This is a genomic window from Actinoplanes sp. NBRC 103695, assembly GCF_030269485.1.
Taxonomy (GTDB): domain Bacteria; phylum Actinomycetota; class Actinomycetes; order Mycobacteriales; family Micromonosporaceae; genus Actinoplanes.
Window position 1 is genome coordinate 303,029 of sequence record NZ_BSTL01000005.1, and the last position, 14,090, is coordinate 317,118.

Annotated in this window: 12 protein-coding genes; 6 read left to right on the forward strand and 6 right to left on the reverse strand. The window is 73.2% G+C overall.

Features of this window, described 5'->3' with window-relative positions:
* Positions 1–45: 45 nt before the first annotated feature.
* The 5 genes from QSK31_RS10290 to QSK31_RS10310 all read left to right on the forward strand — a co-directional run bounded on the left by QSK31_RS10290 (position 46) and on the right by QSK31_RS10310 (position 6,049).
* On the forward strand, positions 46–1,362 hold the full coding sequence (locus tag QSK31_RS10290; protein WP_285683082.1) for an outer membrane protein assembly factor BamB family protein: 1,317 nt from the start codon (positions 46–48) through the stop codon (positions 1,360–1,362).
* A 5-nt stretch (positions 1,363–1,367) separates the two neighbouring features.
* Positions 1,368–2,669, forward strand: coding sequence for an outer membrane protein assembly factor BamB family protein (locus QSK31_RS10295; protein WP_285683083.1), 1,302 nt, complete (start codon positions 1,368–1,370; stop codon positions 2,667–2,669).
* A 48-nt stretch (positions 2,670–2,717) separates the two neighbouring features.
* A complete protein-coding gene (locus QSK31_RS10300; RefSeq protein WP_285683084.1) occupies positions 2,718–4,043 on the forward strand; it encodes an outer membrane protein assembly factor BamB family protein in 1,326 nt (441 codons plus the stop codon).
* A gap of 69 nt (positions 4,044–4,112) precedes the next feature.
* Positions 4,113–4,805, forward strand: coding sequence for a response regulator transcription factor (locus QSK31_RS10305; RefSeq protein ID WP_285683086.1), 693 nt, complete (start codon positions 4,113–4,115; stop codon positions 4,803–4,805).
* Positions 4,802–6,049: a sensor histidine kinase gene (locus QSK31_RS10310; protein ID WP_285683088.1), complete on the forward strand. Its 1,248-nt coding sequence runs from the start codon at positions 4,802–4,804 to the stop codon at positions 6,047–6,049. The genes QSK31_RS10305 and QSK31_RS10310 overlap by 4 nt, the downstream gene beginning before the upstream one ends.
* Here QSK31_RS10310 and QSK31_RS10315 read toward each other — a convergent pair.
* From QSK31_RS10315 to QSK31_RS10325, 3 genes are read right to left on the reverse strand one after another with little or no spacing between them, the layout of a single operon-like run.
* The gene (locus QSK31_RS10315) at positions 6,027–8,330 is read right to left on the reverse strand and encodes a xanthine dehydrogenase family protein molybdopterin-binding subunit (protein WP_285683090.1); all 2,304 of its coding nucleotides are present in this window, start codon (positions 8,328–8,330) and stop codon (positions 6,027–6,029) included. The two genes, QSK31_RS10310 and QSK31_RS10315, sit on opposite strands and share 23 nt — an antisense overlap.
* Entirely contained in the window at positions 8,327–9,307 is a 981-nt protein-coding gene (locus QSK31_RS10320; protein WP_285683097.1) for an FAD binding domain-containing protein, read from the reverse strand. Before QSK31_RS10320 ends, QSK31_RS10315 begins: the two co-directional genes overlap by 4 nt.
* A 40-nt stretch (positions 9,308–9,347) precedes the next feature.
* A complete protein-coding gene (locus tag QSK31_RS10325; RefSeq protein WP_285683099.1) occupies positions 9,348–9,851 on the reverse strand; it encodes a 2Fe-2S iron-sulfur cluster-binding protein in 504 nt (167 codons plus the stop codon).
* Between the two features lie 90 nt (positions 9,852–9,941).
* Between QSK31_RS10325 and QSK31_RS10330 the strand changes: the two genes are divergently transcribed.
* Positions 9,942–10,691, forward strand: a complete 750-nt coding sequence (locus QSK31_RS10330) for a TetR/AcrR family transcriptional regulator (protein WP_285683100.1) — start codon at positions 9,942–9,944, stop codon at positions 10,689–10,691.
* A 117-nt stretch (positions 10,692–10,808) separates the two neighbouring features.
* On the opposite strand, the gene QSK31_RS10335 is transcribed toward QSK31_RS10330, so the two are convergent.
* The 3 genes from QSK31_RS10335 to QSK31_RS10345 all read right to left on the reverse strand — a co-directional run bounded on the left by QSK31_RS10335 (position 10,809) and on the right by QSK31_RS10345 (position 14,083).
* A complete protein-coding gene (locus QSK31_RS10335) occupies positions 10,809–11,903 on the reverse strand; it encodes a DUF2637 domain-containing protein (RefSeq protein WP_285683101.1) in 1,095 nt (364 codons plus the stop codon).
* Positions 11,904–12,049: 146 nt separating this feature from the next.
* On the reverse strand, positions 12,050–13,045 hold the full coding sequence (locus tag QSK31_RS10340) for a hypothetical protein (protein WP_285683102.1): 996 nt from the start codon (positions 13,043–13,045) through the stop codon (positions 12,050–12,052).
* 144 nt (positions 13,046–13,189) lie between these two features.
* A complete protein-coding gene (locus QSK31_RS10345) occupies positions 13,190–14,083 on the reverse strand; it encodes a hypothetical protein (RefSeq protein WP_285683103.1) in 894 nt (297 codons plus the stop codon).
* Between the last annotated feature and the right edge of the window lie 7 nt (positions 14,084–14,090).

Below are 14,090 nucleotides of genomic sequence, written 5' to 3' on the forward strand. Positions count from 1 at the left end.
AATCGCCGACGGGCGGTTTCGTTATTCAGCCGTTACCTTTGGGGCATGGCGGCGGAGACGTTCGGTGAGAACACGATCATCATCGATCTCGGCCTGGACCGCGGCGAGCCGGAGACCTACCGGAAACCGACCCGCTCGACCGTGGCTCCGTGGTTCGCGCCGATGATGGTCGCGATCATCGTGCTGCTCGTCGCCAGCGCCTCCACGGCACCACCCGCGCCGGCCCTGACCCCGCTGCTCAGCCTGCGGGTCGGTCCGGCCGACACCTACGCGCTGACCGGCAACAACGAGCTGCTGGCGCAGACGCAGGGCTCGCTGGCCGCGTACGACCTGGCCAGCGGCGCCCGGCGCTGGGAGATCTCGTCGGACCGGCCGACCTACCGGCTGCGCACCGCCAACGGCCTGGTGCTGATGCGGCCGTGGTCGTCCTACGGCCCCGGCCAGCCGAACACCACGGCGCTGTCGCTGGCGACCGGTCTGACCCGGTGGCGGCACGACGGCACGGTGATGAACCTCACCGGCAGCGAGGCGCTGCTCGGGGTCTTCGCGGTCCGCAGCGGCGGCACCAACCGCCGCGTCCAGGGTCCGGTCCAGTCGCTCCAGCCGGTCGACGGCACCGTGCTCTGGCAGGTCGACGTGCCCGGCACCGCGGTGCTGCTCGGCGTGCCCGGCCCCGGCGACGCGGGCACCCGGATGATGCTGGTGCACGACGACCGCACCGCAGCCGTGCACGACCTCGCCACCGGGGAGAAGCTCGTCTCCACCCAGCTGCCACCGGCCAACTACGGCCCGGAGAACCCGGCCGTCTCCGGCGGGCTGATCCTGCTGAGGCACCTCGGCCGGGACGGCGCGGTGGTCTCCGCCTACGACCCGGTCACCCTGCAGCGGCTCTGGCAGCGGCCCGCCGACAAGGTTTACGAGGTGCGCGACTGCGGGCCGGTGGCCTGCCTCAACTCGCCGGACGGCGTGCGCGGCATCGACCCGGCCAGCGGCGTGCAGCGCTGGTTCCGGTCCGGGTGGCGAGGCGTCGAGCAGCGCGGCGGGCTGACCGTGGCGTACGGGTCCGCCGGCGGGAGCACCCAGGCGGCCGGAATCATCAACCCCTCGACCGGCGAGGTGCTCGTCGACCTGCACGGCTGGCGGGTGGTCGGCGGGGACGCCGGTGACCACCTGCTGGTGACCCGGGAGGTGGAGGCCGGAGCACGTACGATGGTCGCCGTCGCGAGGCCGGGACTGTCCGGGCCGCGACCGCTGGCCGACCTGCAGCCGGGCACCGGTGACTGTCAGGCCGCGCCGGGCCGGTTGGTGTGCCGGTCGACCTCGGGCGAGCTGGTCGTCTGGGCGTACGCGCCGAAGGAGTGACGCTGGTGGCGGTGATCGAGCTCGACACCGGTCCCGCTCCCGCCGCCACGACGCATCCGCCGGTCCGCCTGTCCCGCCCGGCCGGCCTGGTCGCCGCGGTCCTGCTGCTGTTCGCGCTCGGCGGCGCCGCCCCGATCACCCCGGTGATGTGGCGGCCGCTCGGCTCGATCCCGCTGGCCACCGACGGCACGGTCACGATGACCGGCGACCGCATCGTCACGATCAGCGACGGCGACCTGACGCGGAAGGTCAGCGTCTGGCAGGCGGACGGCCCACGCCGGCTGTGGACCGCCACGACCGCGATGACCGAGCCCGGCGCCGACGTCGTGGTCCTGTCCGGCGCCCGGGTCGTCGTCGCCGGCGACACCGTCCTGGTCTGGCGGCCCGACTACCGGACCGCGGCGCTGGACCTGAACACCGGCCGCCTGCGTTTCGTGGCGCGTGCGCGGGTCGAGACCGCCGCGCCCGGGGTCGGCGTCACCCGCGAGTCGGTGTTCCGGCCCGGCAGCGAGTACGACCAGCAATCCGGCGACGCCGGCCCGCTCTACTTCGCGGAGGACGGGCGGGCGTACCGGGAGCCGCCGCTGAGCTCCGCCCTGATCGGCGTCGACCTCAATGACGGCCGCGAGCTGTGGCGCCTGCCGCTGCGGGGTCTCGGCCTCACCAGCGCCGTCCGCGACGGTCTGCTGGTCCTCTCGGCCGATCGCATCCAGGTGGTCGACCCGGCGACCGGACGGGTGCTGCGGGAACGCGCGTCGGGCGGTGCCTGGGCGGACGTGTTCGACGACGTGGTGGTGGTCCAGGAGGAGCAGCGGACCGTCGGGTACGACATCGCCACCCTCACCCCGCGCTGGACGTCGCCGGTCCGGCTGCTCAGCGACACCATCACCGGCGCCCGCTGCGACGGAGTGCTCTGCCGGCGTGACCGGGACGCCGTCAAAGTGATCGACCCGGTGACCAACACGACCGTGTGGCAGACCGGGCGCGAGGTCAGCCTCCGCCGGGAGGGCGCCGTCGTCATCGAGTACGACAGTCTCACCCAGCGGCCGCTCCGGCTGAACGACGCCCGCACCGGCCGGACGATCGAGGACCTCCGGGGCTGGCAGACGGTGAGCGTGCTCACCGGGGGCGATCCGCTGCTGTCCCGGGTCGAGCCGGGCGCGAGGCGGATGAGTTTCGCGGTGGTGCGGGCCGGGAGGATCCAACCTCTGGGGTACGCCGGCAGCATCGTCCGCGACTGCCGGGCGGCGGACGGCCTCGCGGTGTGCCGGACCGATGAGAGCGTCGAGCTCTTCGCCTACCGCTGACTCTCCCGCCGTCTATCGCCGACGGTGTGTGCGGCGCACAATCGAGCCGTGAGCGAGGCGCTGATCGACCTCGGCGTGGTGACCCGGACGGAACCGGTCGTCCCGCCGCCCGAGCCGCTGCGCCTGCGCCCGCCGGTGCTGCGGCTGCTCTCCGGCCTGGTCGGTCTCGCCCTGCTCGCCACCCTGACCGGCGCCGCGCACACCACGCCGCCGGCACCGCCGACCGTGGTGCCGGCCGGGCTCGGCGACGCCACCTTCGTCACCGCCGACCGGCTGTTCGTGGTCGAGGCCGGCCCGTTCCCGCCCGGCGCCCCGGCCACCGACAAGGTGATCAACGAGTACACGCTGCCGGACGGCGCCCTGCTCTCCCGGACCACCGCGACGGTCACCGGTGCGATCGTCAACGTGCTCGCCGCCGGGCCGCTGATCCTGATCACCTACCAGGTCGACTCGCTGGAGACCGAGGCTTCCATGGCGCTGGTCGCGGGCACCGGCCGCACGCTGTGGCGACGGCCGTCCCGGCTGCTCAGCGTCGCCCGGGACGACGGTCTGGTACTGCTCCGGCAGAACAGCCCGCGGCCCGGACCGCGCACCTGGTACGGCGTCGACCTGACCACCGGCGCGGTCCGCTGGACGGCCGACGAGCCGATGCGCGGGTTCACCGCTGAGTCCGGGTCGGATCCGGGCGGCTTTCCGCGCACGCTGATAACCGCCGCTGACACGGGTGACATCAGCGTCCGGGACACCCGTACCGGAGAGGTCGTCGCCCAGAAGAAGGTCCGCCTCCGTGCCGCTCCGCGCGGAGCCGACGTGCCGATCTGGGTGGCCGGCGACCTGCTCCTGGTCGGCGCGCCGACCGGCACCGACGCCTACCGTCTGCCCGGCCTGACCCCCGGCTGGCACAGCGACGTCGACCTCAGCGGGCGCTGGGTGCAGGACGGCTGCGCCACCGGGATCTGCGCGCTGAGCTGGCAGGGCGGGCTGTGGCTGATCGACCGGCGGAGCGGCGCCCGGCGCTGGACCGGCGACCGGTGGAACTTCGCCGACCAGGCCGGCCGCTACCTGCTGGCCACCGCCAACGAGCCGGGGGAGCGCGGCCGGGTGGTGTCGGTGCTCGACCCGGACACCGGTGACGTCCGGGGCGACTTCGGGCGCTGGCACTCGCTCGGCGCGGCCGGCCGCGACGGGATGGTCATCGGGCTGCGCGAGCACCTGGCCGACGACAAGGTCTTCTACGCCCGGCTCGACCCGGCCACGCTGCGGGTCCGGGTGCTGGGCGCGGCCGAGGAGGTGTCCGGTGACTGCCGGACGACGGCCGACGTGCTGGTCTGCCGGCGGATCGACGCCTCGGTCGGACTGTGGCGCCTGAAGTAGCCTTCACGCAGGGCTCACGGCCTCTGTACGAGGCTTGGCGGCGGCGGGTCAGAGTCGGGAGGCGCGGACGTGCGCGTGCTGGTGGTGGAAGACGAGCGGAACCTCTGCGACGCGATCGCGCGCGGGTTGCGACGCAAAGGCATGGCGGTGGACGTCGCGTACGACGGGCCGACCGGCCACGAGATGGCCTACGTGACCCGGTACGACGTGGTCGTGCTGGACCGTGACCTGCCGGGGATGCACGGCGACGAGATCTGTGCGGCGCTGGTCGCCTCCGGGGCGCTGACCCGGGTGCTGATGCTGACCGCCAGCGGCACCGTCGCCGACCGGGTCGAGGGGCTCCAGCTCGGCGCCGACGACTACCTGCCCAAGCCGTTCGCCTTCGACGAGCTGGTCGCCCGGGTGCAGGCCCTCGGCCGCCGGGCCACGCCCGCCGCGCCGCCGGTGCTCACCGTCGGCGACCTGATGCTCGACCAGACCCGCCGGGTGGTCACCCGCGGCGGCACGCCGATCGACCTCACCAACAAGGAGTTCGGCGTGCTGGAGGAACTGCTCAAGGCGCGCGGCGGCGTGGTGTCCAGCGAGGAGCTGCTGGAACGCGTCTGGGACGCCAACACCGATCCGTTCACCACCACGGTCCGGGTGACCGTGATGACGTTGCGGAAGAAGGTCGGCGACCCGCCGCTGATCGAGACCGTGGTCGGGGCCGGTTACCGGGTGCCCGAGCCGGTCGTGGTGACGCCCGCCGGCGGCTCGGCGTGACCGTCTATCTGGGTCGCAACCAGGCCCGGAACTGGTTGCGACCGACCCTGCGGTTGCGGCTGACGCTGCTCAACGGGATCCTGCTGGTCGGCGCCGGCGCCATCCTGGTGCTGCTCGCCTGGCTGCTGGTCGGCGACGCGCTGCACCCGGCCGACGAGCTCAAGGCCGGGACGCAGGTGGTGCTCACCAACGGCCAGACCCTCGACGCCCTCGACTGGCAGCGTGAGCTGGTCGACCGCGCGTCGCAGGAATTGCTGCTCAAGGGCCTGCTCGCGTTGTTCGCCATCGGGATGATCGGCATCGCCGGCGCGTACGCGGTGGCCGGTCGCGCCCTGCGCCCGCTGCACAACGTCACCGCGACCGCCCGGCGGCTCGGTGAGGAGACGCTCGACCAGCGCATCCGGTACGCCGGGGCGGACGACGAGGTGGCCGAACTGGCCCGCACGTTCGACGCGATGCTGGACAGGCTGGCCGGGGCGTTCGAGTCGCAGAAACGGTTCGTGGCCAACGCGTCGCACGAGCTGCGCACCCCGCTGGCCGTGATGCGCACCGAGATCGACGTGACCCTCAGCGACGACGAGGCCGACGTGGCCGAGTACCGGCGCATGGCAAAGGTCGTCCGCAACGCCTCGGAACGCGCGAACGGACTGGTCGACGCCCTGCTGGTGCTGGCGCGCAGCGAGGCGCAGTCCGGCCGCCGCCTGGTCCGCAAGGTCCCCGCCGACCTGGCGACGTCGGTCTACAACGCGCTGTCCGCGGTCAAAGCGGAGGCCGAGCGGATGAAACTCGACGTGACGACCGACCTCGAGCCGGCGTCCGTGGTCGGCGACCCCAGCCTGCTCGACCGCCTGGCGGGCAACCTGATCGAGAACGCGATCCGCTACAACCACCTGATGGGCAAGCTCTGGCTGCGCACCGCGACGGTGGACGGCCAGGCCCGCCTGGTCGTCGGCAACACCGGCTACGAGGTCGAGCCGGCCGACGTGCCGGGGCTGTTCGAGCCGTTCCGCCGGGGCGGGTGGGAACGCACCGGGTCGCGCGGCTCCGGCCTGGGACTCTCCATCGTGCGAGCCGTGTGCGACGCGCACGGCGGCACGGTGTCGGCGGTCGCCCAGCAGGGCGGTGGTCTGGAGATCACCGTGTCCCTGCCGGGCGCCGACACGACTCCGGTGGTCGCCGCGACCGCCACCGTGCCGCGGGCCAAAGGGCTGGGTGTCGCCCCTAGAGCAGCCGGTCCAGGGTGACCGGGAGGTCGCGGACCCGGACACCGGTCGCATGGTGGACGGCGTTCGCGACCGCGGCCGCCACGCCGGTGATGCCGACCTCGCCCGCCCCGATCAGGCCCAGCGGGGTCGTCGGGTCCGGCTCGTCGAGGCACTCGATGTCGATCCGCGGGACGTCGGCGTGCACCGGGACGTGGTACTCGCCCAGACCCGGGTTCATGATCCGGCCGGTGCGCGGGTCGACCAGCGTCTCCTCGGAGAGCGCCGCGCCGATGCCCATGACGACGCCACCGCGCAGCTGGCTGCCGGCGAGTTTCGCGTTCATCACCCGGCCCACGTCGAAGACGCCCAGCCAGCGGCTCACCCGTACCTCGGCGGTGTCCGGGTCGACCCGCACCTCGCAGAAGTGCACGCCGGTCGCCGGGTGGACCCAGCGCCGCCGGTCGTTGAGGAACCTGGCCATGAACCGGGCCTGACCGACCGCCTGGCCCAGCCTGGAGTCCGAGCCGGTGCGCGCCTCCAGGGCGGGCACACCCGCCCGGCCGAGGATCTCGGCGTAGGACTCACCGGCGCCACCGGCCAGACGGAGCCCGCCGTCGCGGGTCTCGACGTCGCCCGGCCGCGCACCCCGCAGCGGGGACGAGGCCGCTCGCCGGGCCAGCCCGAGCGCCGAGCGCTTGAGCTCCTCGCACGCCTGCAGGACCGCGGCGGTCGCGGCCGAGGTCTGGGTGGAGCCACCCGCGCCGGGCGCGGTCGGCTGGTCGCTGTCGCCGATCTCGACCGAGACCACGTCGAGGGGTACGCCCAGGGCGTCCGCGGTGACCTGCGCGACGATCGTCGCGATGCCCACCCCGATCTCCTGCAGACCGCTGCGGACCAGCACGGTTCCGTCCGCCCGGAGGCGCACCAGGACGTCGCCGGGGAGCGGGACCGGGATGTGCAGCGCCGACGCCACGCCCCAGCCGACCAGCCACCGTCCGTCGCGCATGGACCGTGGCTTCGGGTCGCGGCCGGCCCACCCGAAACGGTCCGCGCCGCGCGCGTAGACCCGGCGCAGGTCCCGCCGGGAGAACCGCTTGCCGCTCAGCGGGCTGCGCTCCGGCTCGTTGCGTACCCGCAGGTCGATCGGGTCCATGCCGAGCTCACCGGCCAGCTCGTCGATCGCCGACTCCAGGGCGAAGCTGCCGACCGCCTCGCCGGGCGCGCGCATGAACGTGTTGGGCAGCGCGTCCACCTCGGCGGTGCTGTGCCGCACCAGGATGGCCGGCGCCGCGTACAGGTACTGGGACTGGGAGGCCACCCGCTCGGCGCCGCCGCCCACCCGGCCGACCTGGGTGAGGCCGGTGTGCACCAGGGCGGTGAGTGTCCCGTCCCGCTCGGCGCCGAGCGCCACCCGCTGGACGGTCGGGGCGCGCCCGCCGACCGTGCGGCTGACGCTCTCCCGGCTCAGGGCCATCCGTACCGGCCGGCCGGTGGCCCGCGCGGCGAGCGCGGTCAGCAGCGTCCCGGCCCAGACCGAGCCCTTGCCGCCGAACCCGCCGCCGACGAACGTGGCGACCACCCGCACCTGGGCGGCCGGCACGCCGAACCGCAGCGCCAGGTGCTTGCGGGTCCAGTCGATGTTCTGGGTGGCGTCGTGCACGGTCAGCCGGTCGCCGTCCCAGGCCGCGGTGGTCGCGTGCGGTTCGATCGCGTTGTGGTTCTGGCCCGGCGTCGTGTACCGCAGGTCGACCGTGACCGGCGCGTCCGCCAGGGCCCGCTCGGCGTCGCCCTTCCTGGCCTCGCCGACGTCGATCATGCTGTTCTTGACCTGCTTCGGATGCTCCCGCGCGACCGCGAAGTCGGTGGTGGCCGGTTGCTGTTCGTAGGACACCCGGACCAGGCGGGCGGCGGCGTGCGCGGCCTCCAGGGACTCGGCGACCACCACCGCCACCGGCTGCCCGTTCCAGTGCACCTCGTCGGTGTTCAGGTAGTTCACCGGGGTGCCGGGCGCCATCGTGCTCAGGTCCGCGATGGAGACCTTCGGCGGCGGCGCCATCCGCGGGGCGTTCTGGTGGGTCAGGACTTTGAGTACGCCCGGGACGGCCTCGGCCGCGCCGGTGTCGATCGCGGTGACCCGCCCGCGGGCGATCCCCGCGTGCACGAGGGCCGCATGCGCGATGTCGGCGTAGGGGAAGTCGGCGGAGTACTTCGCCGCGCCCGTGGTCTTGGCGACTCCGTCGACGCGGTCGACGGGCCGGCCGACGTTCGGTCCGTCCTGCCGGGTCGCTGCCGGGCGGGTCCGTTCCGGTGCTGTGGTCATGATGTGGCCAGCCTCCGCAGCGTCGCGACGATCGTGCGCCGCGCCAGCTCGATCTTGAACTCGTTGCCGGGCAGGCCGACCGCGGCCGCCAGCTCGGCCTCGGCCGCCTGCCGGAAGGTCTCCTCGGTGGCCGGCGCGCCGGTCAGCACCCGCTCGGCCTCGACCGCCCGCCACGGCTTGGCGGCCACCCCGCCGAGGGCGAGCCGGACCGCGACCACCTCGCTGTCCCGCGTCTCCAGCGCCGCGGCCACGGACACCAGCGCGAACGCGAACGAGGCCCGATCACGGACCTTCCGGTACGCCGAGTGGACCGTGACCGGCGCCGGGAGGTCGATCGCCACGATCAGCTCGTCGGGCTCCAGCACCGTCTCCAGCTGCGGGGTGTCGCCGGGCAGCCGGTAGAAGTCGAGCAGCGGGACGCTCCGGGCGCCACGGACGCTGCGCACCTCGACCACGGCGTCCAGCGCGGCCAGCGCCACCGCCATGTCCGACGGATGGGTCGCCACGCAGTGCTCGCTCGCGCCCAGCACGGCGCCGGCCCGGTGCAATCCGCCGGCCGCGTCGCATCCACTGCCCGGCTCGCGCTTGTTGCAGGCCGCGGTGGCGTCGACGAAGTAGAGGCAGCGGGTGCGCTGGAGCAGGTTGCCGCCGACCGTCGCCATGTTGCGCACCTGGCCGGACGCGCCGGAGAGAAGGGCTTGGGCCAGCATCGGGAACCGGGACCGGACCGCCGGGTGCGCGGCCAGGTGGCTGTTGCGGACCAGCGCGCCGATCCGCAGCCCGCCGCCGGGCAGCTCGTCGACCCCGGTCAGCGGCAGGCCGGTGATGTCCACCAGGGTGGGCGGGCGTTCCACGTCCTGACGCATCAGGTCGACCAGGTTGGTGCCACCGCCGAGCGGCTTGGCGCCCGGGGTCTCGGCGAGCGTACGCACGGCGCTGTCCACGTCGGGCGCGCTCACGTAGGTGAACGACCTCACGCCGCCACCTCCTTGATCGCATCTTTCCTGGCCGAGGACCTCACGCTGCGACCTCCTTGATGGCGGTCTCCCTGATGGCGGTGGCGATGCCGTCGTACGCGCCGCAGCGGCACAGGTTGCCGCTCATCCGTTCCTTGATCTCGGCGTCGGTGAGCGGGACGTCGGTCGCGGTGAGATCCGCGGTGACCGCGCTCGGCGCGCCGGCCCGGTGCTCGGCCAGCATGCCCAGCGCCGAGCACACCTGGCCCGGGGTGCAGTAGCCGCACTGCAAGCCGTCGGCGGCGATGAAAGCCCGCTGCAACGGATGCTCGACACCCTCGATGGTGGTGATCTCCCGCCCGCCGTACTGCACCGCCAGCGCCAGGCAAGAGGCGATCCGCTCACCGTCGACCAGCACCGTGCACGCACCGCAGGCGCCCTGGTTGCAGCCCTTCTTGGTGCCGGTCAGCTCGAGGTGCTCGCGCAACGCGTCGAGCAGGCTGACTCGTGGATCGAGATCGACCCGCCGGGCCGCTCCGTTGACTCGCAGTTCCACTTCGACCATGCGGGCCACGTTAGGGCAACGGTGTTCGCTTAACAAGAGAACGTTGTTTTCTTATCCTCGGTTGGTTCTCAGGGGCGATAGAGTCTCGGGGTGAGCGCCAGGTCAGGTAACGGCGCCGGCTTCCTGCGGGCCCGGCGGCCCGAGCAGAAACAACAACGAACCGACGCGATCCTGGCTGCCGCCCGCGAGCTCGGCATCCGGGACGGCGTCGGCCTGGTCAGCTTGGCCGCCATCGCCGCCGAGGTCGGCGTGCACAAGTCCGCGCTGCTCAAATACTTCGGCACCCGCGAGGAGATCTTCCTGCAGCTGTCCGAGACCGAGTGGCTGACCTGGGCCGACAACGCCGTCACCTCGCTGGCGCCGGTGACCGACGAGGACGGGCTGGCCGAGGTGCTCGCCCGGTCGATCGCCGACCGGCCGCTCTTCTGCCAGCTGTTGACGCACGCCTCGCTGACCCTGGAGCGCAACGTCTCGCTCGACGCCCTTCGCCGGTCGAAGGCCGCGGCCCTCCGATCCACCGACATCGTCGTGGACGAGGTCCACCGGCTGCTGCCGGACCTCGGCCGGGAGTCCTGCTTCGAGCTGGTGGCGGCGACGGCACTGATCGCGGCCGGGTTGTGGCACGTGGCGCATCCGCCGGCGGCGGTCAGCGCGCTCTACGCGGAGCAGTCCGAGGCGAACGCCTTCAGCCGCCTGGCCGGGATCGACCTGGCGGCCGAGGTGAGCCGGTTCGTCCGGGTCTTCCTGGCCGGGCTGCGCAGCGAGCGCGGGCGCCCGGCCCCGGCCGGCGGCGGGTGCGTGGCTCTTCCGGGCAACGAGGACTCGCACCCGTCGCGGTGAGGCGGCGGGGGTGCCGGCCCGGCGCTTTCGGGCGGCGAGACTCGCACCCGTCGCGGTGAGGCAGTGAGGGTGCGGGCCTGGCGCGGGGATGCGGCGAGGGGTGTGGGTCCGGCGCCTTCAGGCGGCGAGGGTGCGGTCCGGGGACTCGCGGCGGATGGTGCGCCAGCGAGCGGTGCTGATGCCCAGGGCCGCGGCCAGGGCGGAGTCGGTGATCTTGGGGTCGTCGGCCTTGATCCGGGTCGCCTCGGCGAGGGTCTCGGCCGGCGTGCGGCGGACCTTGGCGGCCGGGCGGGCCTGCTTGGTGGCCTCCGGGGTGAGTTCCGGGATGCGTGCGCCGGGCGGGGTGGCCCGTCCCGCCGGGGCAGGACGAGTGGACGCGGCGGCACGGGTGGACGCGGCGGGGTGAGTGGACGCGGCTGGGTGAGCGGACGCGGCGGGACGAGCGGACGCCGTGGTCCGGCTGGTCGCGGCGGGTCGGTGGCCGGTGGCCTGGCGGGGCACGGGAGCGGGCTGCGGTTTCGAGGGCTTCGAGGCCTTGGAGCCGAGAAGCCCGGCGATCTCCTCGGCCACGCTAGGTGCCAGGGCTGCGGAGGTGGCCGTCCGATCGGAGACCGTGTGCGCGGAGCCTGCCCGCTCCGAGGCCGCGTGCGAGGAGGCTGCGTGCGAGGAGACCGCGTGCGAGGAGGCCGCGTGCGTGGCGACCGGGTGCGTGGCGACCGCGTGCGAGGTGGCCGGGGCGGTGGCGAAGACCGGGGCGGCGGTCGGAGCGACCGGGGCGGAGATGGCTGGGGCTGGGGTGGCCGGCTCGGTGGAGTGCTCCAGGGTGGAGATGCGGCCGGCCAGCTCGACCAGGCAGATGCTGGCCACGACGATCAGGCCGTCGACCGACAGCGGCAGCAGGTAGGGCGAGGCGCCGGTCTCGCCGTAGCGGGCCGCCACGCCGACCATGTGCCAGTAGGAGACCCACGCCGCGATGCCCGCGATGGTCGCCGTCGCCACCAGGCGGGCCGCGGCCAGCGAGCGGCGGTGCACCGGGACGCGGGAGATCAACTCGACCGTCAGCAGCAGCGCGAGCGGCGGCCATGCGGCGATCGCCTGGCTGATCGGGTTGTCGAGGGCGTGCAGGACGTTCGCCACCACCGATGCGGCGACCCCGAGGAGCAGGGTCGCACGGACGGCCCAGCGGACACGGCGGAGCTGCGGGAGGTGCACGGTCTCTACTCCTTCACACGATCATGATGGACCCGGATCAGCGGCCCATCCTGACTGGTGAAGATGACGACGCGGCCCTCCGGGGGAGAACCGCGTCGTGTTCGTATCTGGATCGATAGATGTATGTGACCGCGTCGCGGCGCGTGTCAGCTTGACTTCTCGATCTCGCCACGAAGCTTGGCGAACTCGGCCTTGGCCTTCGTAATCGTCTTGAAGTACCAGATGATCCAGCCCACGCTGCCCTCGTCGGCCCACGCGCAGAGCACCATGTCGGTGCCGGACGCGTCGGCCTTGCCGCACTTGGCGACGCCGCCCAGTGGGCCCGCCTTGATCGAGGTGATTCCGGTCACCTTGAGCCCGCCGACGCCCGCGCCGAGGAAGGTGCCGTTCAATTCCTGGGCGGGATTGTCCACGTCGGCCGCTACGCCCGCGATGACCACGATGTCCTGCTTGGCCACCTTCCCGTACAGCGCGCCGACCGTGTTGCGGGCGTTCGGAATGTTTGCCAGGTCGGACTTGAGCTGCTCGGTGATGCCCTTGAACTGGTCGTCGGTGAGCTTCGGCCGGCCGCCCAGAGTGCGCGGCTCGACGATGGTGATCGTCTTCCCAGCCGGCGCCTCGGTGGTCGGCGCCGGGTCCAGCGGCTCGATGCTCGGCAACGGCGGCGGCGTGTAGTCGTCGACCGCCTCGTTGACCGAGTCCGTCGTGTTTCTTGCGACCAGCACGACCGCGGTGGTGCCGCCGACGCAGAGGACGAGGAAGACCGCGATCGAGACCAGCGTGATCGGCAGCGCTCGCGACTTGGGCTTCACCGGGGTCATCACCGGGTAGCCGGGCTGCGCGTACTGCTGCTGCCCGTAGTCCGGCGGCGGAGGGCCGTAGTCCGGCGTCGGCGGCGGGGCGTAGGGCCCACCCTGCTGCGGCGGCCCGGGGTAGGGCTGCTGCGACGGCGGATAGGGCGGCTGCGCCGGCTGGTACGGCTGGGTGGGCGGGTACTGCTGCGGGTTCGGCGCCGGCTGCCCCGGCCAGGGCTGGCCGGACGACGGCTGTCCCGGCTGCGGCTGACCGGAGTAGGGCTGACCCGACTGCGGCTGGCCGGACGACCAGGGATCGGGCGGGCCCGGGTACGGCGGCTGCGACATCAAAGCTCCATCGATGTGGGTGTCGTGCGGAACTCTAGTGCCGTGAGCAGGGCATGTCGTCACCCGTCAGCATCCTGAGATCACGCCGACCGGGCGATACGGCGCGGATCGCCAAGTTGGATCCGCGCCGTATCGCTCCGAGGATCAGGCCTTCTTCTCGACCTCGCCACGCAGCGTGACGAACTCCTTCTCAAGGTCGGCCTTCGTCTTGAACAGCATCGCGAACATGCCGGTGCTGCCGTTGTCCGACCACACGCAGATGCCCATCGGCACGTCGTCCTGCTTGGTGTCACCGCACTTGGCGATGCCGCCGAGCGGGCCGGGGTCGACGTCGGTGAGGTTGTCCGCCTTCATGCCGCCGGAGGCCATGCCGGAGGTGAACTCGTCGAACCGGCTCTGCGCCGAGCCGGAGACGGTCGAGGCGGCAGCCACCATGAGGATGTCCTGCTTCGTCACGTCGCCGTACATCGCGCCGACCGAGCTGGTCGCGCCGGCGACCTTGCCGAGTTCGGTGTCCATCTCCTTGGCCGCCGCGGCGATCGCCGGGTCGGTGATCTTCGTCCGGCCGCCCAGGGTGGCCGGCGCCGCCACGGTGATCTTGGCGCCGTCGGCGATCTCCTCGACCTTGTCCTTGGCGAAGAAGTAGGTGGCGCCGATGCCGGCCGCGCACAGCACCGCGATGACCGCGACCACGATCAGCACGATCTTCAGGGCCGAGGACTTCTTCTTCGGCGGCTCACCACCGTAGCCCGGAGCGCCGCCGCCCTGGACCGGCGACTGGTAGGACGGCGCACCGTCCTGAGGCGGGTACGACGTGCCGCCCGGCGGCGGGTACGAAGCGCCACCATCCGCGGGCGGGTACGAGGTGCCACCCGGCGGCGGGTAGGACGCGCCCCCCGGAGGCGGGTACGAGCCGCCGGACCCGGGCTGAGCGCCACCGGGCGGCGGGTAGCCCTGCGGTCCGCCGGAGGTCGGCTGCTGGCCGTAGGGCTGGCCGTACGGCTCCTGCGGCTGGGGCGGGTATGGCGGCTGTGACATCTGCTTC